Consider the following 21,990-nt stretch of genomic DNA (forward strand, 5'->3'; position numbering starts at 1 on the left):
AAAACACAAATATTGTTGTATGGCACTGACGTTTTGCGTGCCACACATCCATAAAAACGCGTAAGCTTTAACACTCATGAACGGCGAGTATTGCTATGAAAAAATGCAACAATCCTCTGCATCCGCATTGCACCTTCTGGGTCATGCCAGGGGAAAGCGCCTGTTCGAACGGCCATGCACAGTCGGCCGTACCGGCCCCGGCGGGCCCCGCGAATTCAAGCTATGAACTGATCAGCGCCCTGCGCAGCTCGCGGCCCACGGCCAAGCCAGGGGCGGCGCCGTTTGCCTACCCTGACGAGGCGCCACCCGCGCTGCAGCGCCCTCACCTGCACATCAGCGGTTTCGATCCGCGCGCGGCGGGTGGGCGCCAGGCCATCAAGGTCGAACTGCGCGGCATGCCGCCCGACAGCGCTCCCCTGGTGACCATGCAATTGCAGTCGGCGCTCATCGCACAGGGCAATGCGCGCCATTCCTTCGTGCGCACCCTGCGCGGCGACTGGCGCCCGCTGTTCATCGAATTTTCGTCACGCAATAAGGAACACGGGCAGTACCGCATCGAGGTGGAGCTGTTCAACCTGCAGGACAGCCGCATCCGCCATAAATGGGTGTGCACGCTGGTGATCCTGGTGCCGCGCCCCGATGCCACCCTGACGGAAATCCACCAGACCTTCCTGTCGACCCATAAAAACGTGCGCGTGATGGCGGACGACGCCTCCATCGCCCGGGTCAATGCCCAGGCCGGCGGCGGACGCCTCGATATCGACGTGCACGCACGTAACGCCTCGATCGCCAACCTGAATCTCGACGCCAAGGCCGGCAAGGTCGACCTGGGCTTTTCGACCATTGCCTGGGACGAAGACCTGATCGAAATCGACGTGCCCGCGCATTCCGATCCGCACCCGCACCCGACCGCCTGCGCCTGCCTGGTCAACGCCGCCCCCGAAGCCGGTGCGCAGCGCCAGGTGCGCCTGTTCGCGATGGCGGAGTGCGTACTCGGGCGGTTCGAACTGTACGACCCCGAGGCGGACGTGCTGCTGACCCACTTCGGCGACGATGGACAGGACCGCGACGGCCTCACGCGCCGCCTGTCGGGGCGCCACGCGGTGATCCGCCCGGGCATCAACGGCTTTGAAATCGAAGATGTGTCGCGCTACGGCATCCTGCTCGACGGCGTGTGGCCGGGCAAGAACAAGCCGGTGCCGCTGCGGCTCGGCATGCGCATCGAGCTGTCGGCCAGCATCAAGGGCATTGTCGAGCTGAATGTGACGGCCATCATGCCGCATGGCGTGATCGTGCACCGCATCGACCAGGGCGCGCATGCGGAGTGTTTCTATTTCCTGGAACCGGGTCGGCACCCGGGCTTCCCGCTGGCGCCGTTCGGCGCGGCACCGAGAGCGTCGGTGATGCCGGTTATTTATCACCAGAATGGCGGTTTCTGGCATCTGGACCCGGCTTCCGGCAAGGAAACCGCACTCAGTCCCGGAGCGGCGCTGGACCGGCTGGCCCAGTTTCCACGCCATACGCGCTTTGCCAGCGAGTCGTACCCGGAATGCTGGATCGTTCGCTCGGCGTTGAGGTCGACCCACGGCGTGGCGGACATGCAGACCGCCTGACGCTAGCTCCCGGCGGTTCGCTAGCCCCGTTCCTTGATGCGGCGTAGCTGCGCGGCCTGATAGGCGCCGAAGACATCGTTGAACAGGCAGCGGATCAACGGATCGTCCACCAGTTCGGCATCCTGCAGATCGGCTTCGGTCTGCGCGTCGAATACCGCGTCATTCATCCGCATGTACATCGATGTCAGTGCCTCGCCCAGTTCCAGCGCTGCATACAGTCGCGCGACCGGCACTTCGGTGGTCCACGACAAGGCATCCGGCACGCCGGCGAGCGGCTCGATATGGTCGCCAACAATGCGGTAATGAAAATGCGTGCCCTGCCCTTCATGGTCGAAAACCGATAAACGCCACACGCGCCGCGTCTCGAAAAAACTCTCTTCCGGCAGTTCCATGCCCCGGTATTTGTCCAGCAGGCCCGCTTCGCAGTAGTTAATCACACGCTCGTGCTGCGCCGCGGTCAAGGGCGGAAAACGGCGCGCGATATCGGCCGTGCGCGGCGCCTGCGCGTGCCCCTCGTACTGGTAATCGACATCCTGGTCGCCCACCGGCACTACCCAGCTTAATGGCGGCGCGGCGTCGAGCGCATCGTGGCCAAGCACGAACGACACCGATGGATTCATCCTGACGATGCGCGCGTCAGGCAGGGCCGCGCCCACCTCTTCCTCGAACTGGCGGTACGTGATCGGGAAAAACGCGTGGTTATACCAGGACCACGGCTCCTGCACGAACTGGCAGGAACTGGGCACGACATGGCGCGGCCTGAGCGCGGCCAGTTGTTCGATCCACTCTTCCGGCAGCCGGGGTGGCGCGGGGGCGGCGCGCGACGGCGACAATACCTCGATTTCGCGCATGGTCTGGAATGGCCACAGCACCATGTCCCACGGCGCGAAGCGCGCCAGCGCCGGCAGGGTCGCCGGATCGATCCACGAATCGACGACATTGAGCACATTCAGGCCGGCGGCCTGGATGTGGAACATCGAATCGACGTCGGCATCCATGGCCTCGCGCGCAATCACCGCAAAGGCGCCGATGTGCACCGGCGCGTCGATGCGCAGCTGGTGCACGTGAACGAAGCCGAGCTCGCGCACCATGGCGAACAATTCGTCGAACAGGCAGTAGATGTAGATGGGCGTGGCGCGGTCCAGTAAATCGAGGCTGTCGAACGAACAGTGGTCGTCATGGAAATGCGAAATGAAGACGGCATCGAAGCGCACGTCGCGGATGTGCGCGTGGTCGAACCGCACGTCGGGAAAAGCGTGGCAGTTGCGGCTGAAGGGATTTTCGAAGACCGGATCGAAAGCGATCCGCGTGCCCTCGCATTCGAATACATAGCCGGCGTGGAGAATCCTGGAGATTGTGAGCGTCATGCCGGCCATTATCTCACGCGGCCGGCCGTCCCAAAACGCTCGGCCGTACCCGGATCGCCTATCATGGCGGTATTGACCGGCCATCGCGGCCGCCGAACTCCTGTAAGTGGATAAACAATGACGATCATCGAACTCCCGTTTCGGGCGACAACAGAACAAGCCTGCGCGTGGCTGGAACAGCAAACCGGCACGCCCTGGACCCTGGCGCGGCTGATAGAACAGACGCTCACGCCCTATGTGTGGCTCGATTACGACGCCAGTCATCCCGATTTGTTCGGCGACGCCAATGGCGGTTATGCGGCGCCGATCTTCTTCGAAGGCGACACCGCGCGCCTGGTGGCCGGCAGCGACGACGTGCTGATCACGATCACCAAGGACGCGTACAAGATCGTGGTTCAGCTGCCGCCGCCGGGTTTCCGGCGCGAGCTGCACGAACTGCGCTTTCTCAAGAAGGAGCTGGAAAAACTGGTCGCCAGGCTCAAACGCGAGGCGGAACCCAAGCCGGTGGCGGCGGAAACGGCGCATGAGGCGCGCGTGGGCATCAGCAGGGACGAAGTGATCGCCGCTTTCGCGGGCATGCTGCGGATCGATATCGGCAAGGCGCTGGACGACGCCGGCGGCATCTTCGGCGATGAAGGCGCGCGTATCAAAGGCAGCGCCAGGAAGTCGAAGAAGCAGGCCATGTGGAATCCGGTGACGCTGGCGCTCGGAATGAACGATCTGTACCGGGTGCCGGTATCGCAACTGAAACGGGCATTCCAGGGCCACGATTTCCTGCATCCGTGGCTGGGGCAATGGAATGCATCGCTTGCGCTGCTTGGCAAGTGAACGATAGGTTAAACTACGGCCCTACCACCTTAGACTATGAAGCACTGAATCCATGACCACCAAAAAACAGCCTGCGGTAAAACGCGCACCCGAGGAACCGGTCGGCCGGCCTGAGAATCCGTTCATCAGTACCGAATTTTTCGCCCGGATGCGCGATTACACCGAACGCGATGCGGCCTTTTCCAAGGAAATCAAGGCGATCGGGGAACGCGGCGCGGGCAAGCTGTCGACCGACGCGCGCACGGCGCCGTCGCTCGAACCGCTGCGTGGCATCATCAAGAAAGGCTTGCCGCTCAAGGATATGTTCGGCCGCATCGTGCAGGGCGTGGAATCGGGCCTGTGGGAGCCATGGCTGACCGCCTACGGCTTTGAACTGCGCGGCGTGAATTACGCCAAGACGGGGGCGCGCAATGCCCGCCTGGCGCTCGATATCAGTCTCGCATCGAAGGCCACCACGGTGTTTGCCAACGCCGGCATTCCCAACTGGCGCAGCCTGGTTGCGGAAGACTGCGCCCAGATCCAGATTGAAAAGCCGACCGAAAAAACGCCTGCCAAGGCCTATGCCATTTTCTGGCTCGACGCAGCCGATTGAGGCAACGGTTCATTTGTGTCAGCCGTACCGGGGCAGCGCTTTCCATCCCCACCAGGTGTAATGGGATTCGCGCTCTTCCACCTTGAACCTGGTGCCGCAGCGGCAGCAGGTGCAGTCGATATCCTCGCCCCACCCGCCTTCGGCCGGGGTGACGGCGTCGATGCGCACGTTACCGGCCTTTTGCTCCTTCTGCGGGTTGTACATCAGGTAGTCGGGATACAGCGCGCACAGGCACTGGGCCGTATCGCGATGGTACGCCAGCTTTCGTAATGCGAATTTCAGGTGCTCGGCGTTGGGGAACACCGCCCCGCCGAGCGCCAGGCCGCTGGTCGCACGCTGCATGTCAGCCAGATGCGCGGCGAGCATATCGAGCGCGGCGCGATCCCACAGATGGATAATCGCGCCCGATGCCGACCACACCCGGATCGGGTCGCGCGACAGGATATCCGCGAGGATTGCGGGGCCGCGTGAAAATGTTTCGTCAGGAATGTCATCCATGAATTCGTCTTCGCCTGTTTTATTACGCGCCGATTGCGTGCTTATCGCGCCACCAAAAAACGAATACGGGCGCAACTTGGCCTTATCACTCGACAGGCAGGGTTTTAATCATTAAATTGACGAATATATTACATTGCTGCTCTGTTTTTCAAAATTTAAAGAAGGTATTCCCGTGAAACCCAATCTGAATCACCGCGCATGTGCCTCGTTCAAGCCGGTGCGCGGCGTGTTACGCCCGCTCGTCGCCGCTGTGCTGGGCCTGGCAGCGGCCATGGGTCCGGGCAGCGCCCTCGCCGATGCCAGCACAGCCAAAACCAGTTTCTTCGCGAACATGAGCCAGGCAGGAGTGGTGTTGCCGGTGAACGCCTCGACTGCCAGAATCGCCCCGGTGTATGTGAAAGGAATGTATCGAATCGATGCCCCGGATGGGACGCTCGTCGCTTACACGAATGAGGCAGGGACCATTGCCGGCAAAAAGAGCGGCTTCAGCATCGTCGGGCTGCAACCGGGGAAACCACGCCCAATGACGCCCAAGGAATTGGCCGGGCTTCGCGCGGAAGTCATGGCCAATCTCGAGTACGACAAGCTGATCAAGATCGCCCATGGAAACGGGGGAGGACGCAGGATACTCATGTTTTCGGCTGTCGATTGTCCCGGCTGCAATCACCTGGAAAAAGGGTTGCATAAAGTAGCGCCGGATATGAACACCACCTACTACGTCATCGCTGGCTCCTTGGTCGGTCGCAAGAATGGTGGCCTTCCTGCGCTGGAAAAAGTTGCCCGGATACGGTGCGCCGACAATCCGGGACTGGCGTGGCAAGAATACTGGACGAAACGCAGCGTACCACCGGCCCGGGCATGCGCGCTTACCCCCGAGAGCGCGGATGTGGATTTTTACTCGCTGTTCGCCATCATGCAGGGCGTAAAAGCCATAAAACCACTCGTCCCCATGATGATAGGCGAGGATGGCAAGGCGCTTCCTGCGTATCAGGGAATGCCAGCCGAGACCGCGGCCCACTTCGCTCCGGAACGCAAACCGGCAGTACCTCGGCCATCGAGCCAATGGCTGGCGGCCGCGCTCGACGGCAAGCCGGCCCAGACGGCACCAGCCAGCAAGGCCAGGTAAACGACACAAGGCGACACAAGGCGGTCGCAATCGCAGCCACCGCCCTGCCGTCACCGCCGTTGCGGATTTACTTCATCGTTAAGGTTTGCTGGGCAGCATCGACCGCATAGGCACATGATATTGCGGCCTTCATTTCTTCAATTCATAAAAGGCATTCCAGTGAAAACCAACCCGATCCGCCTGGCATTTTGCTTGTTCAAGCCGATGCATGGCGCTTTACGCCCGGCCGGCGTCGCTTTACTGGGTCTGGCAGCGGCCATGATGCCGGCCGGCGCACTTGCCGATGCGAATACAGCGAAAACCAATTTTTTCGCAAACATGAAACAGGCCGGTGTGACATTCCCGGATGTGAACGCGTCGACTGCCACGATGGTCCCGGCGCAAGTGAAAGGCTTGTATGGCATCTACAGCCCGAAAGGGAACCTCATCTCCGTCACCAATGAGGCGGGAACCCTGACCGGCAAGGCTGGCGGGTTCAGCAGCGTCGGGCTGCAACCCGGCAAACCGCGCCCGATGTCGCCACAGCAAGTGGCCGGGCTGCGCGCCGAGATCATGGCCAATATCGATTACGACAAACTGATCAAGACCTCGTATGGAAATGGCGGAGGACGCAAGATCCTGATGTTCTCAGCTCTCGATTGTCCGGGCTGCAATCAGCTGGAAAAGGCCTTGCACAAGGCAGCGCCGACGCTGAACACGACCTTCTACATTATCCCCGGCTCGCTGCGGGAGAGCTCGGCTGGCGGCATGCCCTGGCTGGAAAAAGTTGCCCGCATCAGGTGCGACGACAATGCCGGCCAGGCATGGCAAACATACTGGACGAAACGCACCTTGCCGGCCGCCCGCGCATGCGCCCTGACGCCTGAACGCGTGGAGCTGGATAATTACCTGATGTCGCACATCATGGATGGCATCAAGATCATGAAACCGATCTATCCCATGCTCGTTTCCGAAGATGGCAAGTGGCTTCCCCTGCCGCGTGGAATGACATCAGCCTCGATTTCAGCAGTGTTCGGCCCGGAGAGCAAACCGGCGGCGATTCAGGCACCGGTTCAATGGCTGGCCGCGGCCCCGGCCGCCGGCAAGAGCAAGTAAAGGACACAAGGCGTCCGCAATCGCTGCGAACGCCTTGCCGTCGGCGCGCTTGCGCGATTACTTCATCGTGAAGGTTTGCTGGGCGGTATCGACCGCATAATTGCGCGTGGTATCCCAGTACGTGAAGCTGTACTTGACCACGTCGCCTGCCTTCAGGCCACCTGCCGCGTAGGTGTTATTGCCGGCATCCTGGCGCATGCGCAGGTTTTGCTGCCCACCGGAGTTGACCGTGTAATGCACGTCCGCCCAGCTCGACGTGCGCACTGCGAACTGCAGCGTTGTCGGGCCGGTCTGGGTGGCGCTGACCGACACCGGGGTCGGCGTTGGGGTCGGGGTCGGGGTCGGGGTCGGCGTTGGCGTTGGGGTCGGCGTTGGCGTTGGCGTTGGGGTCGGAGTCGGCGTCGGGGTCGGGGTTGGCGTTGGCGTTGGCGTTGGCGTCGGCGTCGGCGTCGGCGTACCCGATTCCCACACAATATCGTCGATCGCCATCTGGAACGGCGCGCCCGGCAATTGCGTCGCTTCGCTCGAAAACTGGAACAGGTCCAGCATCGACTGCAACGCCACTTTCGGCCCGACCAGGGTCGATACCGGAATCGTCGCCGTCGCCCACTCACCGTTGCGCACCAGGCCATAGGTGGTTGCATTGGCCGGGAACTTGACCGCGTTCTGGTTGGTGTAGGTATCCTGGATACTCACATTGAACGCGACATTGGCAGGAATCTTGATCCGGAACTTCAGATTGCCGTTCCTGAAATTGCTCATGTCATGCGCCTGGCGCGATTGCACGCTGCCGCCGAACCACTGGTTTGGCGCAGTGTAGTTCAAGGCCATGACATTGCTGCCCTCGAACGGCGCGATATTACCGGCGGACATGGACGCGTTATTCCACACGAAGACATCGGAGCTGGTGCCGGCCACCTGCTTGTTATTAACCGCGGTGGTATCGGTGAACACGCCGAACTTGCCCACTTCCGGCGTCGACTGGCTGCCCAGCTTGACCGATCCCTTGCCATCGAGCTGATACACGCGCACATAATCGACATACATGGTGCCCGGCAGCGGTGCGGTGACCTGTCCCGGCGAAGCGGCGTCGGTAAAGTTACCGCCCACGGCCATGTTCAGCAGCAGGTAGAACGGCGCTTGCAGCGCGCTCGAATTGACCGGCAGCGGGTTGTCGTACATATTGTGCTCGACGCCGTTATCGACGACCGTAAAGCGCATTTGCGACTCGGTCCAGTACAGACGGTAGGTAACAAACCGGTTCGCCATCGAGGTCGGTGCGATATACCAGTTCTTGGTTTGCCAAGCAGTCGACGCAGCGCAGCTTTCGTTGCCCGGCACGCAGGCGGCTTGCTGCCAGGTGATGACGTTCGAGCCGGTGAAGTTATCGATGCCTGCGCCACCAGGGCGATAGGAGGCGCGATGGCCCATCTCGAGAATATCGATCTCGCCATTGCGCGGCCAGGTTTGCGGGCTGGAACCGAGCAACCATCCGGCCGGCCACAGACCGGTGCCGAGCGGCGGCGTGCTCACGCGCATCTCGATCATGCCGTACTGCACTTGTACCTTGCCGGCCGATGTCACTTTGCCGGAAGTAAAGGAGTTGCTACCGACCGTTTGCCGCTGGGCCTTGATCGCCAGCGCGCGCGAGTTCGACTCGAACGGCACGTTCACGATGGACAGGTTGTTGGGGCTGTAGTACTGCAATTCCTGGTTGCCGTAGCCACACAGATTGATCTGGCAACCGTTGCCGTCGTCCGGCGTCCAGAAAGAGGTATTGAGGCTTGGGCCGTTGAACTCTTCCGACCACAGCAGCTGGCCGATGACCGGATTGGTCACGCTGGCACCCGCGCTGGCGCCGTAGATGGCCAGAATACTGCCCGCGATGGCGGACAGTACGAATGTGCGTTTGCGGCTGACCAGCTGGTTGTTTTGATTTTTCACAATGTCTCCTCGTAACTACTCTTCATAAAATGCGGCACCGTGCCGGAAGCGCTTTGGTAACGATTCCATCAGCGTCGGTATCGCGCTGTGCCAGGCTGCGCAAGCTGCATGCGCGATCGGGCAAGATTCAGGGTGGAACGTGCAGCCGTCGCTAAGCAATGCGCGCGGCCCGGGCTGCATCGGGCGGGAAAATCGCGGCGCCGGAACGCCTGTTGCGTGAACGGTTCACGCCGGACATCGGTCTCCTTGCGGGCCGGGCCGCATTCCTGTGCACGCGGTTTTTCGGATGTATTGGAGAGCGGAAACTTACCGTTCTCCCGATTATGGAAACGCTTCCAAATCAGGAATGTAAAATATATGCCGATTGAATTTTGATGTCAAGATAAAAAGATATGCATGTTGCGCACCGCCTTGGCGCGCCGCCTTGGCGCACCGCCTTGGCGCGCCGCCTTGGCGCACCGCCTTGGCGCGTCGAAGGCGGTGCGCCCGCGCTACAGCATCACCCTGCGCCGGTAGGTCGAAGTTCACGAGATGCATGTGCTCGTGAAAGACGCCGCTGATGTACTTCCAAAGAATCCCCTACCGAACCGCTGCGGTTCACGATCTACCGGGCAAACAGCTAATGCAACAGCGACCTATGTTTGCCAAACTAGAAGTGGACAATGCCCCAACGCAGCAAATAAGACCACGGTTAACACGCAAGTCTCGACATCCGGGGATTTCATCAGCGATAGAAACGGCAACGTTTCAGGCTGTCTTACTCTCGCTGTTCCAGGTCCTGGCAACTTTAGTTGCCCATCTGGACAGAACTTGGTCCTGGCGAACGTCACCTTCTCAAATATCACCGTCCAGTCCGCCCCCACGGGATCCGCGACTGCAAACCCATCGGTACAAACCGCCGACTTCGGGGCCTGCCCGCGCCGATAAGCAAGGTTTTTCGCAACACGCGGCGCGCTCGCAGTCGTCCTTCTTTTGTGTGAGACCGCCCTTGCAAAACGCGTAAGCGTCTTGCGAGGGCGGTCTGGACGTAACCAGGCTCGCCCGTCAAAGTAGTTCCCACCACTTTGCACGAAAGCGCGCCGACAAGTGCCTTGAACTGTTCCCTTGATTCCCGCGCCGGTACCATGAAGACGCCGGCCGGCTCCTTGCGCAACATGCGCCCACGCGTCGCGCTACCAGCGCGACGCGTGGTCTTCGGTCACGCCGGCCAGACGCGTCACGGCACGGCGCGGCCCATCCGCGCTCGCCCTCACCCACCCGGAAAAGGTGCCGATCGGCTGCACATAGCGGCTGGCCGCCACCAGCAGGTTCTTGTCCTCGCGGCGCGCCCCTTCCGGCGTGAAATGCAGGTCGAGCAAGCCGTCGTCGGTGAACACGTGCCACGGCGCGGCCGGATCGCCCTCGACGAACTCGAACGTGGCGGCACCAAGTCCGATCAAACGGCCGTCCAGCCACAAGGCGTTCTCGTGCGAGCCAAAATAGCCGGCCTGCAAATTGAAGCCCAGTTCCAGGCTATGCGCCGAGGCCCAGCGCCACGCCGTGTTGCGCGCCAGTAAACCATTCGAATAGTCGAAGCTGGCAACGCCGCCCTCAAGCCGGTACTCGCGCGCGCCGAGCCGCACCGTGCCCGTGAGCGCGAGGCCCGATGACTTCTGCGTCGCATGCACCGCCCCGCCCTGCACCGGCCCCACCGCCAGCAACAGCGGCGCGCCCGGCGCCGCCATGGCCGCATCGATCCGCAAGCCCTTGCAGCGCAGCGACAGCTGGCTTGCCGACATCTCGACGCGGCTGCCGGCAAAGCTGAAACGGCTCTGCCCGCCCGCATGATCGGCCAGGCGCGCCGTCAGCCCCGGAATGCCGTCGCGCGAAAAGCCCGCGGCGACTTCGCGCTGCCCGCGCTCGAACACATACGCAAAGGCCGTGTTGGTCCAGCCGACGTCGACGATGGCGATGCCGCAAAACAATTCATCAGTCGCGAGTGCGGTGTAGTGCCAGCGCTTGTGGTGAAAGCGGCGCCACCAGCGGCTGCGCGCGTGCGGCGCGGCCAGGCGGGCCCAGTCGAAGCGCGTGGCGGCGCCGGCAAAGCGGCCGAAGGCAGGCACACCGTCCGGTGCGGGAATGGTCAGGGGCGCGGCGGGAAGTGGCGTCATCGGATGGGGGTGGTGAGCGGCGTGCCGCGGTCGCCCAGCCTAGCAGATACGCGCGTACGCCGGCAAATTTCCGCGTTGGAAACGACAAGGCCCTGCCGGACAGCGGAAGGGCCTTGTGCGGTGCTGCTGCGCGCCGGGGTCACGTCCCGGCGCGTGGATGCTTACTGCACCGTCAGGATGACTTTCACGGTATCGTCCACGGCCGACTTGTCGATATAGCCGATGGCGCTCACATCGGCCGCGACCGCCTTCTTCACCTCGGCTGCCGAGTTGTATTCCTTCGGCGCCGTGCCCTTGCCGGTAAACACCAGCTTGGACCAGATGGCCTTGACCTGGGCCGGTTCCTTCTGCAGCACCTTGCTGTAGAACTCGGCGCGGATGGCCGCGCCCTCGTTGAATTCCACCGGCGTGAACAGCGACGACTTGCCGATGAAAAACTGGGCCGCCTGCTCGCTGAACATGCGCGTGGCCGGATTCTTTGGATTGACGATGACGACGATTTCCGCAAAGGCGGGCACCGTTGCCGCGAACAAGCCTGCCGCAAGCAGCATCTTGCCGATTGTTGTCTTCATGCTGCTCTCCTTAAAATACAAAGTCGATGCCGGCGGCGTACACGTTGACCGTGTCGTTGAACCCTGGCTTGGCCCTCAGGAACGTGCCGGCGCCATCGCGTGGCTTGATGCGGTCGATCTGGACCTTCAACGCGGCGGACTTGTGGAAGTCCCAGCGCACGCCGACCGCGTTGGTCGATTGCTGCGCCGCCTTGACCACGCCGTTCACGCCAGCGGCCAGGGGCGCCAGCGGACCGCTGGTCGGCAAGCCGGCATACGTACGGGCACTTTCCTGCTTGGTGTCGCCATAGTAGTAGTACGGAGTCACCTTGCCGAAGCGATAGCCGAACATGGCGTAGTACGAATTGGTGTCCACGATGATGCGCGAATCGGTGCGGCGCATCGCGTATTCGCTCTGCACCAGGATGTTCTTGTAATCCATTGTGAAGCCGACCGAGGTGAACGAACCATCGACATCGGTAATGCTCAGGTCTTGTGCGACCTGGGTCAGGCCAACCCGGCGCAAGGTGGCCAGCAAGCCATCGAGCGCCTTGTTGTCTTCCACCGTCACCTTGGCGTCGGCACGGCCGAAGCGCACGGTGAACGGACCGTTTTCGGCCACGATGTGAACCGCCGTCGCCGGCTTGTACGTGACCTTGGCGCCATCGACGACCTTGGCCTTCATATTGCCGATGCCGGCCTGCGCAGTCACCGTGGTATCGCCGAAACTGTGTTGATACACCAGATCGACGCCGTCGAACGAATCACCGTTGACCTGGCGATACACTTCGGTGGGTGGACGGATCATGGTGTTGGCGTAGCCGACCTGGCGGAAATCCGAAATCATGTAGATCGGCATGCCAATGCGGCCGACGCGAATCGACATCTCGTCATTGATCTTGAATTTGGCGAACGCCCAGCTCAGTTCAGCACCCCAGGCATCGGTGGCATTCTTGCGGGCCAGGCCCTGCACGGTGAACGACAGCCAGTTGTTCATCTTGGCCGTGCCCTGGATGCCGAAATTGGAATCGACACCGGGACGCGGGCTCTTGCCCACACCCGCTTGTTGATTCGGCCGCGAAAATTCAACGTCATCGGTATCGGTCGCGGTCAGGGCCGCGGTGCCGAATCCGCTGACCGTAAACGTCGGACCATCGGCCGCGTGCGACGACATGCTGAAGGCTGCCAGGATTGCTGAGACCAGGGCAAGGCGCAGTGGTTGATTCATTCTATCTCCTCAATGGTTCGCTAGTGCTGAAGCTCTAGTGTGGGCCACGAGTAACTATTTGTGTACAGCGAACACGGCATAATTAACGAAATCGTTGTATTGAAGGAACACAGGCGGGCATTGGTGCGCTTTAATCTAGCCTAACAAATAACACTCTTCGCGAAAGGTAATTTTATGGCATGCTAAACGGAAAAGTTTTAGGCATGAGGACGCGCAAGCGTGCATTACGCGTGGCAATCAAATGCGATGGATGGGGGTAGAAGATCACTGCGGGGATGCAGCGAGAGAGGATGCGCCGGCCAGAACGACCGGCGCAATCGGGAACGCCATGCGGCTGCTCGCCGGGCGCACAGGCCCGGGCCGCCAAGGCTTACTGCACCGTGAGGATGACTTTCACGCTATCGTCCACGGCCGACTTGTCGATGTAGCCGATGGCGCTCACGTCGGCCGCGACCGCTTTCTTCACCTCGGCCGCCGAATGGTATTCCTTCGGTGCCGTGCCCTTGCCGGTGAATACCAGCTTGGACCAGATGGCCTTGACCTGCGCCGGTTCCTTCTGCAGCACCTTGCTGTAGAACTCGGTGCGGATGGCCGCGCCTTCGTTGAACTCGACCGGGGTAAACAAGGCCGATTTGCCGATGAAGAACTGGGCCGCCTGCTCGCTGAACATGCGCGTGGCCGGGTTCTTCGGGTTGACGATGACCACGATTTCCGCAAAGGCGGGCAGCGTCGCCGCGCACAAGCCAGCTGCAAGCAGCATCTTGCCGATGATTGTCTTCATGCTGCTCTCCTTAGAATACAAAATCGATGCCGGCGGCGTACACGTTGACCGTGTCGTTAAACCCTGGCTTGGCCTTCAGGAACGCGCCGGCGCCGTCGCGTGGTTTGATATGGTCGATCTGCACCTTGAGCGCGGCGGACTTGTGGAAGTCCCAGCGCACGCCGACCGCATTGGTCGACTGCAGGCCGGCCTTCATTGCCGAATTCACGCCAGCCGACAGTGCCGCCAGCGGACCGGTGCCCGGCAAGCCGGCGTAGGAACGGGCGCTGTCCTGCTTGATGTTGCCATAATAGTAGTACGGCGTGACCTTGCCGAAGCGATAGCCGAGCATCGTGTAATACGAGCTCGTGTCATGGATCACCAGCGAGTCGGTCTTGCGTACGGCGTATTCGCTCTGGACCAGGAAGTTCTTGTAGTCCATGGTGAAGCCGAGCGAAGTGAACGAACCGTCGACGTCGGTGATCGCCAGGTCGTTGGCGACATTGGTCATGCCGACCTGGCGCAGGGTGGCCAGCAAGCCGTCGAGCGACTCGCTGCCTTCCACGCTGACCTTGGCATCGGCACGGCCGAAGCGCACGGTGAACGGGCCGTTTTCGGCCACGATGTGAATCGTCGTTGCCGGCTTGTACTGGACGCGGTTATCGTCGGTAATCCTGGCCGACATTTTACCGATGCCGACTTGCGCGGTCACCGTGGTGTCGCCGAAGTTATGCTGATACATCGCATCGACGCCGTCGTACGAGTCGCCGTAAATCTGGCGATACACTTCCTGCGCCGGGCGGATCATGGTGTTGGCGTAACCCACCTGGCGGAAATCGGAAATCATGTAGATCGGCATGCCGATGCGGCCGACGCGGATCGAGATCTCGTCGCTGACCTTGAACTTGGCAAACGCCCAGCTCAGTTCGGCGCCGTAGGCATCGCGTGCATTCTTGCGGGCCAGGCCCTGTGCGGTAAACGACAGCCAGTTATTCATCTTGGCCGTGCCCTGGATGCCGAAATTGGAATCGACGCCCGGACGCGGGCTCTTGCCGACGCCGGCGGCCTGGTTGAAACGTGCGTATTCGACATCATCCGTATCGGTGGCCGTCAGGGCGGCAGTGCCGAATCCGCTGATCGTCACGGTAGGTGCATCGGCGGCGTGCGACGCCGCGCTGAAGGCTGCCAGGATCGCTGTGACCAGGGCCAGGCGCAGTGGTTGATTCATTCGTTTTCCTCAATGGGTTGCTTAATTCAGGGAACGAATTGTGGACTACGGGCAACTTTTTGGGTACCGAGTATCGCTTCGAATTCACGAAAGTGTTGTATTGAGGAAACGTAATCGGGCACTGGCGCGCTGGAACATGGCCTAAGGAATAATCTTCCTCCGTAAGCGTAGTTTTCTTGCATGCAAAATAGAATATGCATTCTCACAACGATGCGCATGCGGGCGCATTTGCACAGCAATGCGCTGCGATCCGGGTACGAAAAGAGGATATTCGGAAGAAGAAGGGGATGCCGGCAGCGGCAGGCGCCGCCACTGCCGGTCTGGCGAGCTCAGCCGCCGGGGAGAAGTACCAGGAACACCATGGCCACGCCGAACAGCAGCGCCGCTTGCAATGCAAACACGATAGCGGGAATTTGCAGCTCATCAGGAATCTTCACGACCGCCTCCACGGTTGGTTGATGTGAAGGCTTAGACCACTGTCACGCCGCAAAGTTCCCGTTAGCGCTTGGGCAAGGGAATGAACTCGGTCTCGCCAGGCACCTTGTCGAAGCGCTGCTGCTCCCAATCGTCAGATGCGCGCGCGATGCGCTCCTTGCTCGACGAGACGAAATTCCAGACCATGTGGCGATGGCCGTCCAGCGGCGCGCCGCCGATGACCACGAACTGCGCGCCGGCGCTGCTGTACACGCTCGCGCCGGTGCCGGCGTCGAGATACGCCATCGTATGCGGCGCCAGCAGCTCGCCGTCGATGGCGATCTCGCCCGAGACCGGATAGATCGCCGCTTCCGGCGGCAGGTCGTCGAGTTCGATGCTGCGGCCCGCGTCGAGTGCGATGTCGAGGTACAGCGTTTCGCTGAAGGTCGCCACCGGCGAGGTCTGGCCGAAGGCGCTGCCGATCAGCACGCGCACCAGCGCGCCGTCGAGCTGCGCCAGCGGGATGCTGCTGGCCGGCGTGTGCGAAAAGCCCGGCGCGTCTTCCTCGTGCGCGCGCGGCAGCGCGGCCCACAACTGCAGGCCGTGCGAGCGGCGCGGCTTGCCGGCAAGATCAGGCGGGGTGCGTTCGGAATGGACGATGCCGCTGCCGGCCGTCATCCAGTTGATCGCGCCCGGCTCGATGCGCTGCACCGAACCGACGCTGTCGCGGTGCTCCATCGCGCCTTCGTAGAGATACGTCACCGTGGCCAGCCCGATGTGCGGATGCGGGCGCACATCGTGATTGGCCTCGGCCGGCGCATCGATGGGACCGAAGTGATCGAAGAAGATGAACGGGCCGACCGCCTGCTTGGCGGCGGCCGGCAGCACGCGGCGCACGCGAAAGCCGCCGCCGATATCCTTCTCGTGCGGCTTGAAAAAATAGGCGATGCTCATGGCCGCACCAGGGTGGTGGTGATCTCGGTGGTGACGCCGGTCATCAGCTTTTGAATGGGGCATTTCTCGGCGGCGGCCAAGAGGTCGGCGCGCTGTTCGTCGGACAGCTCGCCGCCGAATTGCAGCGCGGCCGACAGGCGGTACACGCCCTTGCGCTCTTCGCTGGCATCGCGCTCGATGCTCACTTCGATATCCTCGACCGGAATGCCCTTGCGCTTCGCGTACCAGACCACGGTGAGGGCCTTGCACGCGCCGAGGGCGGCGTCGTACAGGTCGTGCGGGGACGGTCCGGCATCGGCGCCGCCCTCCTCGACCGAGCCATCGGCGCAAATGAGGTGGTTGCGCACGTGGACGATATGGCGCATCGGCTGCGACAGGTCGCGCTTGACGGTAATGGACATGGGGTTCCTTCTGGATCAGGGTGGGTGTTGGCGGAATTTACACCCTTTCGCGGCAGCGCGCATCCCACGGAATGGGGGGAGCCTCCAGGACGCACGCCACGCACCTCGCATGCCGGAACCGTCCACGCCGTCCGGAGGCGAATGCAGGCATACCTCAGGTGAAAACGAATGGCTTGGTATAGGGTGTCCGGTAAGGCGTTCCGGAGACATCTTCACCGTTTTTGTACACGTACCAGTTTCCCCAACTCCGATCAGGATGAATTGTAAGATAGCCATCGCCAAGTTCCATATGAATCGGCAAGGTATCATCCTCCTTGTAAACCCATACCTGCACCGCATCGCCCGGTAACAATTCGACTTCCTGAGGGGTCATCTCCAGATAAAGCGTGATTGGGGTCGAAAGCTTATTTTCAAACGCGAAAACTGGAACGAAATCGGGAGGTGGATTGGAAGAGAACATTATCTTTAAGGTGGTGAAGTGCTGCATGATTAACAATATCCGGACATTGAAACGGCCGGTATCGGGTTGCCGGCGCAGCCGTGGCAAGATAAACTTTCAGGGCGCGACGATATTGCGTGCTACGCGAAACCCGACAATATCATTACTGAGCTGCGCAGAGAAGCCATTGCGCAGCGCCGAACGCAAATAGCGCGGGTTGTACAGCCACGAGCCGCCGCGCAGGATGCGCCGGCTCTGGTCCCCGCCCTGCTCCCACGCCTCGCCGGTGGGCGGCGCGCCCTGGTAGTTGTCGTGCACCGTGTCCTGCACCCATTCCCACACATTGCCGTGCATGTCGTACAGCCCCCACGGATTGGGCGAGAACAGCCCGGCGCGCGTGGTGCCCTGGCGGTACTCGCCCTTGGGACTGCCGTTATAGGTGTAGTTGCCGTCGTAATTGGCCAGGCTGGTATCGATCTCGTCGCCGAAGCTGAACGCGGTTTTGGTGCCGGCGCGGCAGGCGTACTCCCACTCCGCCTCGCTCGGCAGCCGGTAAGTCTGCCCGGTCTTCTCGCTCAGCCAGCGCACATATTTTTGCGCGTCGTGCCAGGTCACGCCCACCACCGGATGGTCGTCGGTCTGGGCAAAACCCGGGTTGGCCCAATTGACCTCGCCGTGCGGCTGCCAGCCGGTGGCGCGCACGAACTGGCGCCACTCGCCCACGGTGACGGGAAAGCGCCCCATCGCCAGCGGCTGCTCGATGCCGACCCAGTGCTGCGGCGTTTCGCGCTCCACCCACGCTTGCTGCGAGCCGGCCCGCATCGCGATCTTGCGTTCGTGTTCCGGTGACCCCATCTGGAAGCGCCCGGTCGGCAGCAGCACCAGTTCCGGCCCCTTGCCCGTCCCGTCCAGGAAGCGGTCGCGCAGCACGCCCTCGGTGTCGGCAACGGGGCCGCCTGTTTCCGACAACTGGGGCGCGGGTTCGGCCGCCACTTCGGCCGGGCCGCGCTCGGCCACGCTGCGTTCGGCCATCTCTTCGCGCGCGCGCTGCTGCTCGACGCGATATGCCGCCACCGCCTTGGCCTGCATGGCCTTGCGCTGCTGTTCCTCGCGCGCCTTGCGCTCTTTTTCGGCATCGGCCTCGCGCCGCTCGCGCAACTGCTGGCGCAGCGCTTCCTTGCGGTCGCGCTTGGCCGCATCGGCTTCGGCGCGTTCGATCGCCTCCTGCTCCTTGCGCTGCTTTTCCTTGAGCAGATGGGCTGCCGCCGCGGCTTCCGCCTCGGCCTTGCGCTGCACCGCCAGCTGCCTGGCGCGCTGCTCTTCCTGCACGCGCAGCGCCGCCTGCTGCGCCGCGTGCGCGACCTGCTCCTGCGCCTGTTGCGCCGCCTGCTGCGCCGCCAGCTCCTGCGGCGACGGCCCCACCGCCCCGCGCAAGGAGGCCAGCAGGTCCGGCACCGTGGCCGGACGCTGGTCCGGATCGAAGGCAAAGCCGCTGCGCAGCGCATCCCATTCGCGCGCCGACAGCGCCTCGGGGCGCGGCGGCTCATGACCGGCGCTGCGCGGCCCGTCGAACGGCATGTGCCCTTCCACCATCTGGTAAATCATGACCGCCACCGCATACACGTCAAGCGCGCGGCTCGGCTGGCGTTGCAGGGTGCCCGCTTCCGGCGCACGGTAGCCGGCCGTGCCCGAATTGCCGGGCGCCTCCAGGCCGATGCTGCTTGCGCTGCTGCGCGCGCGCGCGGCGATGCCGAAATCGAGCAGCTTGACCTCGCCTTTTTTGGTAAGGAACACATTGCCCGGCTTGATGTCGCGGTGCACCAGCTTGTGCTTCTCCCACGCGTACTGCAAGGCGTCGGAAACCGGCGCCAGCAGTTCCTGCACGCGCGCCAGGCTCAAAGGGCCTTCGCGCGCCAGCAGGCTGTCGAGGTCCTCGCCTTCGAGGCATTCCATGATGATGAAATAGCTCGACGTGGCCGGGTCCTGGGCCCACTCGTAGACCCGCACGATGTGTTCATGCGCCAGGCGGCGCGCCTGCGTCGCTTCTTCGATCAGCAGCTTGGCATGGGTAGCGCTCTGGGTCAGCTGCGGCGGCAGGATCTTGAGCGCGACCATCGCGCTGTGACCAAGTTCGGCGTGGGTCGCCAGGTCCATCGCCTGCCACACCTGGCCCATGCCGCCCTGCGCGATCAGCTGTTCCAGGCGGTAGCGGCGGTTTTGCGGGCCGATCTCCTGGCCCACCATCAGCCCGATCTCGGTGCCCTGGCGGATGTGAATCGCCGGCGGCGCCATGGGCGTGCCGCTGCCGCCGGGCGGCGCGTACTCCGCGTCCAGGATGGCGTTCTTGCGGCTGTCGAACTCCTGCTGGCTTAACAGGCCATCTTCGTGCAGGCTGCGCAGTTCGCGGATCTTGTCTCTTGCCGTTTGCATCTGTCCTGTCAAGGTTGGATCGCCGCGCCGCATTCGGCGCAGAATTTATCGTTAGGACCTGCCCGGTGCCCGTTGGGGCACATGCGCACCAGCGGGCGCGGGGCCTGATCATAGCGCACCTGCGCGCCACCCTGCGCCACGCCGGTGCCGAGCGCCGACTGCGAAGCCAGCGCCGCCTTGTTCACATCGTTCTGCATCCCCAGCAAGTCGAGCTGGTGGCGCCGGTCCTTGTCCACTTCGGCGTCGCGCAGCGCGCGTTCGCGGTCGACCCGCTCCTGCGCGCCGCGCGCCGCTTCGGCCGGCGTGACGCTGTATGTCGCCGCCACCACCGACGCCAGCGCCGCCAGCTGGTGCGGCGTCATGCTGGCGTGGACCTGGGTTTTCATCACGTCGGCCAGCGCTTGCGCGTTCGGGCCCGCCGCCAGCGCCACCTTGCCGGTGTCAGTCAGGCTACCGATGGTCGACACGCGCGAAATCTCGATGCGCGCCAGTTCCGCTTCGTGCGCCTGCTGTGCGAACTGCGTTTCGCGCTCGTGGCCGAGGCGCTTGAGTTCCTGCTGCCAGGCCGCCTCCTGCTCCTGCTGGCGCAGCGCGTGGCGCCGTTCTTCCGCTTCCAGTTCGATCTGCTGCGACTGGCGTGTGTGGCGTCCGTCGGCGTCGATGGTGCGCAGCAGCTTTTCGTGCTGGGCGATGGAATCCTGCTGCGCGCCGCCGCGGCGCAGGGTGTCGATCTTCTGGTTGATTTCCTCGGCATCGGCCTTCGCGCCGGTATCCTTGAGCATGTCGGCGCGCAGCAGGTCGCGCTTGCGGTCCAGCGCCAGTTGCTCTTCCCATTCGGCGATGCGCTCGGCCTCGCGCTTGTGGGCCGCGTTGGCCAGCGCCAGCGACTGCCACTGGGCCTTGTGCTGCTCCGCTTCCATGGCCATCCGGCGCTCGTTGGCCGCTTGCTGCGCCTGATGCAGGCGCGCCAGCTCGGCGCGTTTGCGCGATTCATCCTCGATGCCCAGCGCCTGGGTGATCTTGTTCTGGATCTGCTGCTGCAGCAGCTGGTGCGAGAAACGCTGCTGCGCGAGCTGGCGCATCTCGAGCGCGCCCTGCTGCGCCACTTCGAGTTCGGTGCGCATGCGAAGCTGGGCCAGGTGGCGCAGGTGCGCCCACTCGGTCGACTCGTCCTCGCGCGCCGCGCCTTTCTTGGCCAGTTCGTGCTCCAGTTCATTGACGATGTCGCCGGCGCCCCGTTCGAGCGCCTGCTTGCGGCTCTTGGAATCGACGATGCGTCCATACAGGTCGATCTCGCGCGCGCGCAGCGATTGCAGGCGCTCGGCGTTCTGCAAGGTCAGCTCGGCTTTTTCGATGCTGTCGTCCTGGCGCAGTTCCTGGCGGCGGTAGCGCAGGCGGTTTTCCTGCTCCTCGCGCCGGATGCGCTGCCATTCCTCGTCGTTGTACAACTGGTCGAGCTGTTTGACGTGTTCCAGCTTCACGTGGCGCTCGTCGGCTACCAGCCACAGGGTGCCGATGCGGGCCTGGTGCGTATCGAATTTATCGTGGCGCAGGGCCAGCGTGTCGACCTGCGCCACCGCCAGCCCGTACTGCGCCAGGCGCAGCTTGAGCGAGCCTTGCAGGCGCTCGTCGAGCTGCGGCCGCAGGTCGCGGTTGCCCGACATGTCGCGGATCGACTGGCCGGCGATGAATTCGGCCGCCAGCTGGCGCACCGACGGCGCCAGGAGCTCGCGCAGGTGGCTTGAGGTGACCGCGCCCGGCATGGTCATGAAGTGCTGGGCAAAGGCGCTGACCTGTTCGATCTTGACGCTGACCGTGAAGCGCGCCCCGATGGCCAGGTGTTCGGCCGTCAGCAGGTCGTCGAACGAAAACTCGACCGGCATGGCGGCGGTGCGCGTGATGAGGATTTCGGCATGCTGATTGCGCAGCAGGTGATTGAGGCGCGTGAAAAAGCCCTCGATCTCGTACTCGCCCTGCGGCACCTCGGTCGCCTGGCCCGCCTGGAGGATGTAGGCGCGCGTGGTGGCCGGCACCCGCAAGGTCTTCACGAACAGGCCGGAAAGCTGCTCCACGCCGAAAAACACGGCCAGATCGTCGCGACCGGGAATCCAGCGGTTCTCGCGGAACACCGGCTCGTTGCGCGGCGCGCCCAAGGTCAAGCCGCACCGGGCGCAATAGCCGGAATCGCCGGCATTCTGATGCTCGCAACGCGGGCAGGCCACGCTGCCAAAACCAAACATCTGGAACATATCGACTCCTGGTTGTTCAACTTGCACTACTTTTTTACCAAACCCGCCCGGCCCGTTCGATTTTAGCAGGGGACGAGGCGCACGACCGTCGCGCACGCCGGTAGACGTTTTACTATTAAACGC

18 protein-coding genes are annotated in these 21,990 nt (G+C 62.9%); 5 read left to right on the plus strand and 13 right to left on the minus strand.

Going from position 1 to position 21,990, the window contains the following annotated elements; all coding sequences use genetic code 11:
* The first annotated feature begins 95 nt into the window (after positions 1-95).
* A complete protein-coding gene (locus tag RBA41_RS06390) occupies positions 96-1,613 on the plus strand; it encodes an FHA domain-containing protein (RefSeq protein ID WP_306622185.1) in 1,518 nt (505 codons plus the stop codon).
* Between the two features lie 20 nt (positions 1,614-1,633).
* Here the strand turns inward: RBA41_RS06390 and RBA41_RS06395 are convergent, their stop codons facing one another.
* Complete coding sequence (locus tag RBA41_RS06395) at positions 1,634-2,980, minus strand: MBL fold metallo-hydrolase (RefSeq protein WP_306622187.1); 1,347 nt, start codon at positions 2,978-2,980, stop codon at positions 1,634-1,636.
* Between the two features lie 117 nt (positions 2,981-3,097).
* Between RBA41_RS06395 and RBA41_RS06400 the strand changes: the two genes are divergently transcribed.
* Both RBA41_RS06400 and RBA41_RS06405 read left to right on the plus strand, forming a co-directional pair.
* Complete coding sequence (locus RBA41_RS06400; protein WP_306622189.1) at positions 3,098-3,808, plus strand: hypothetical protein; 711 nt, start codon at positions 3,098-3,100, stop codon at positions 3,806-3,808.
* A gap of 52 nt (positions 3,809-3,860) precedes the next feature.
* A complete protein-coding gene (locus RBA41_RS06405; RefSeq protein ID WP_306622191.1) occupies positions 3,861-4,400 on the plus strand; it encodes a hypothetical protein in 540 nt (179 codons plus the stop codon).
* Positions 4,401-4,418: 18 nt separating this feature from the next.
* Here RBA41_RS06405 and RBA41_RS06410 read toward each other — a convergent pair whose 3' ends face one another.
* Positions 4,419-4,898: a hypothetical protein gene (locus RBA41_RS06410; protein ID WP_306622193.1), complete on the minus strand. Its 480-nt coding sequence runs from the start codon at positions 4,896-4,898 to the stop codon at positions 4,419-4,421.
* 172 nt (positions 4,899-5,070) lie between these two features.
* Between RBA41_RS06410 and RBA41_RS06415 the strand changes: the two genes are divergently transcribed.
* The gene (locus tag RBA41_RS06415; protein WP_306622195.1) at positions 5,071-6,024 is read left to right on the plus strand and encodes a thioredoxin domain-containing protein; all 954 of its coding nucleotides are present in this window, start codon (positions 5,071-5,073) and stop codon (positions 6,022-6,024) included.
* 159 nt (positions 6,025-6,183) lie between these two features.
* Positions 6,184-7,119 (plus strand): thioredoxin domain-containing protein, encoded by a 936-nt coding sequence (locus RBA41_RS06420; RefSeq protein WP_306622197.1) that lies wholly within the window; start codon positions 6,184-6,186, stop codon positions 7,117-7,119.
* Positions 7,120-7,176: 57 nt separating this feature from the next.
* Here the strand turns inward: RBA41_RS06420 and RBA41_RS06425 are convergent, their stop codons facing one another.
* From RBA41_RS06425 to RBA41_RS06475, 11 genes are all read right to left on the minus strand, one after another.
* Positions 7,177-9,063, minus strand: coding sequence for a glycoside hydrolase family 16 protein (locus tag RBA41_RS06425; RefSeq protein ID WP_306622199.1), 1,887 nt, complete (start codon positions 9,061-9,063; stop codon positions 7,177-7,179).
* 1,172 nt (positions 9,064-10,235) lie between these two features.
* Complete coding sequence (locus tag RBA41_RS06430; RefSeq protein ID WP_306622201.1) at positions 10,236-11,213, minus strand: DUF2804 domain-containing protein; 978 nt, start codon at positions 11,211-11,213, stop codon at positions 10,236-10,238.
* 161 nt (positions 11,214-11,374) lie between these two features.
* The gene (locus RBA41_RS06435; protein ID WP_306622203.1) at positions 11,375-11,785 is read right to left on the minus strand and encodes a hypothetical protein; all 411 of its coding nucleotides are present in this window, start codon (positions 11,783-11,785) and stop codon (positions 11,375-11,377) included.
* 10 nt (positions 11,786-11,795) lie between these two features.
* Positions 11,796-12,992 carry a porin gene (locus RBA41_RS06440; protein ID WP_306622205.1) on the minus strand — a complete coding sequence of 399 codons (1,197 nt, stop codon included), beginning with the start codon at positions 12,990-12,992 and terminating at the stop codon, positions 11,796-11,798.
* 370 nt (positions 12,993-13,362) lie between these two features.
* A complete protein-coding gene (locus RBA41_RS06445) occupies positions 13,363-13,773 on the minus strand; it encodes a hypothetical protein (protein ID WP_306622207.1) in 411 nt (136 codons plus the stop codon).
* 10 nt (positions 13,774-13,783) lie between these two features.
* Positions 13,784-14,980 carry a hypothetical protein gene (locus tag RBA41_RS06450; RefSeq protein WP_306622209.1) on the minus strand — a complete coding sequence of 399 codons (1,197 nt, stop codon included), beginning with the start codon at positions 14,978-14,980 and terminating at the stop codon, positions 13,784-13,786.
* A gap of 498 nt (positions 14,981-15,478) precedes the next feature.
* Entirely contained in the window at positions 15,479-16,348 is an 870-nt protein-coding gene (locus RBA41_RS06455) for a pirin family protein (protein ID WP_306622211.1), read from the minus strand.
* A complete protein-coding gene (locus RBA41_RS06460; protein WP_306622213.1) occupies positions 16,345-16,749 on the minus strand; it encodes an OsmC family protein in 405 nt (134 codons plus the stop codon). The genes RBA41_RS06455 and RBA41_RS06460 overlap by 4 nt, the downstream gene beginning before the upstream one ends.
* Positions 16,750-16,903: 154 nt before the next feature.
* Positions 16,904-17,236 (minus strand): hypothetical protein, encoded by a 333-nt coding sequence (locus tag RBA41_RS06465; protein WP_306622215.1) that lies wholly within the window; start codon positions 17,234-17,236, stop codon positions 16,904-16,906.
* 69 nt (positions 17,237-17,305) lie between these two features.
* Complete coding sequence (locus RBA41_RS06470; protein ID WP_306622217.1) at positions 17,306-19,618, minus strand: SUMF1/EgtB/PvdO family nonheme iron enzyme; 2,313 nt, start codon at positions 19,616-19,618, stop codon at positions 17,306-17,308.
* Between the two features lie 8 nt (positions 19,619-19,626).
* Positions 19,627-21,867, minus strand: a complete 2,241-nt coding sequence (locus RBA41_RS06475) for an SPFH domain-containing protein (protein ID WP_306622219.1) — start codon at positions 21,865-21,867, stop codon at positions 19,627-19,629.
* Between the last annotated feature and the right edge of the window lie 123 nt (positions 21,868-21,990).

This window comes from Massilia scottii (assembly GCF_030846495.1).
GTDB lineage: Bacteria > Pseudomonadota > Gammaproteobacteria > Burkholderiales > Burkholderiaceae_D > Telluria_A > Telluria_A violaceinigra.

Excerpts from the sequence above, each read along its gene's own strand:
- RBA41_RS06405 (WP_306622191.1), top strand. The coding sequence starts at position 3,861 with ATGACCACCAAAAAACAGCCTGCGGTAAAACGCGCACCCGAGGAACCG.
- RBA41_RS06455 (WP_306622211.1), bottom strand. The coding sequence starts at position 16,348 with ATGAGCATCGCCTATTTTTTCAAGCCGCACGAGAAGGATATCGGCGGC.
- RBA41_RS06465 (WP_306622215.1), bottom strand. The coding sequence starts at position 17,236 with ATGCAGCACTTCACCACCTTAAAGATAATGTTCTCTTCCAATCCACCT.
- RBA41_RS06445 (WP_306622207.1), bottom strand. The coding sequence starts at position 13,773 with ATGAAGACAATCATCGGCAAGATGCTGCTTGCAGCTGGCTTGTGCGCG.
- RBA41_RS06390 (WP_306622185.1), top strand. The coding sequence starts at position 96 with ATGAAAAAATGCAACAATCCTCTGCATCCGCATTGCACCTTCTGGGTC.
- RBA41_RS06395 (WP_306622187.1), bottom strand. The coding sequence starts at position 2,980 with ATGACGCTCACAATCTCCAGGATTCTCCACGCCGGCTATGTATTCGAA.
- RBA41_RS06435 (WP_306622203.1), bottom strand. The coding sequence starts at position 11,785 with ATGAAGACAACAATCGGCAAGATGCTGCTTGCGGCAGGCTTGTTCGCG.
- RBA41_RS06460 (WP_306622213.1), bottom strand. The coding sequence starts at position 16,749 with ATGTCCATTACCGTCAAGCGCGACCTGTCGCAGCCGATGCGCCATATC.
- RBA41_RS06440 (WP_306622205.1), bottom strand. The coding sequence starts at position 12,992 with ATGAATCAACCACTGCGCCTTGCCCTGGTCTCAGCAATCCTGGCAGCC.
- RBA41_RS06470 (WP_306622217.1), bottom strand. The coding sequence starts at position 19,618 with ATGCAAACGGCAAGAGACAAGATCCGCGAACTGCGCAGCCTGCACGAA.
- RBA41_RS06450 (WP_306622209.1), bottom strand. The coding sequence starts at position 14,980 with ATGAATCAACCACTGCGCCTGGCCCTGGTCACAGCGATCCTGGCAGCC.
- RBA41_RS06410 (WP_306622193.1), bottom strand. The coding sequence starts at position 4,898 with ATGGATGACATTCCTGACGAAACATTTTCACGCGGCCCCGCAATCCTC.
- RBA41_RS06400 (WP_306622189.1), top strand. The coding sequence starts at position 3,098 with ATGACGATCATCGAACTCCCGTTTCGGGCGACAACAGAACAAGCCTGC.
- RBA41_RS06475 (WP_306622219.1), bottom strand. The coding sequence starts at position 21,867 with ATGTTCCAGATGTTTGGTTTTGGCAGCGTGGCCTGCCCGCGTTGCGAG.
- RBA41_RS06430 (WP_306622201.1), bottom strand. The coding sequence starts at position 11,213 with ATGACGCCACTTCCCGCCGCGCCCCTGACCATTCCCGCACCGGACGGT.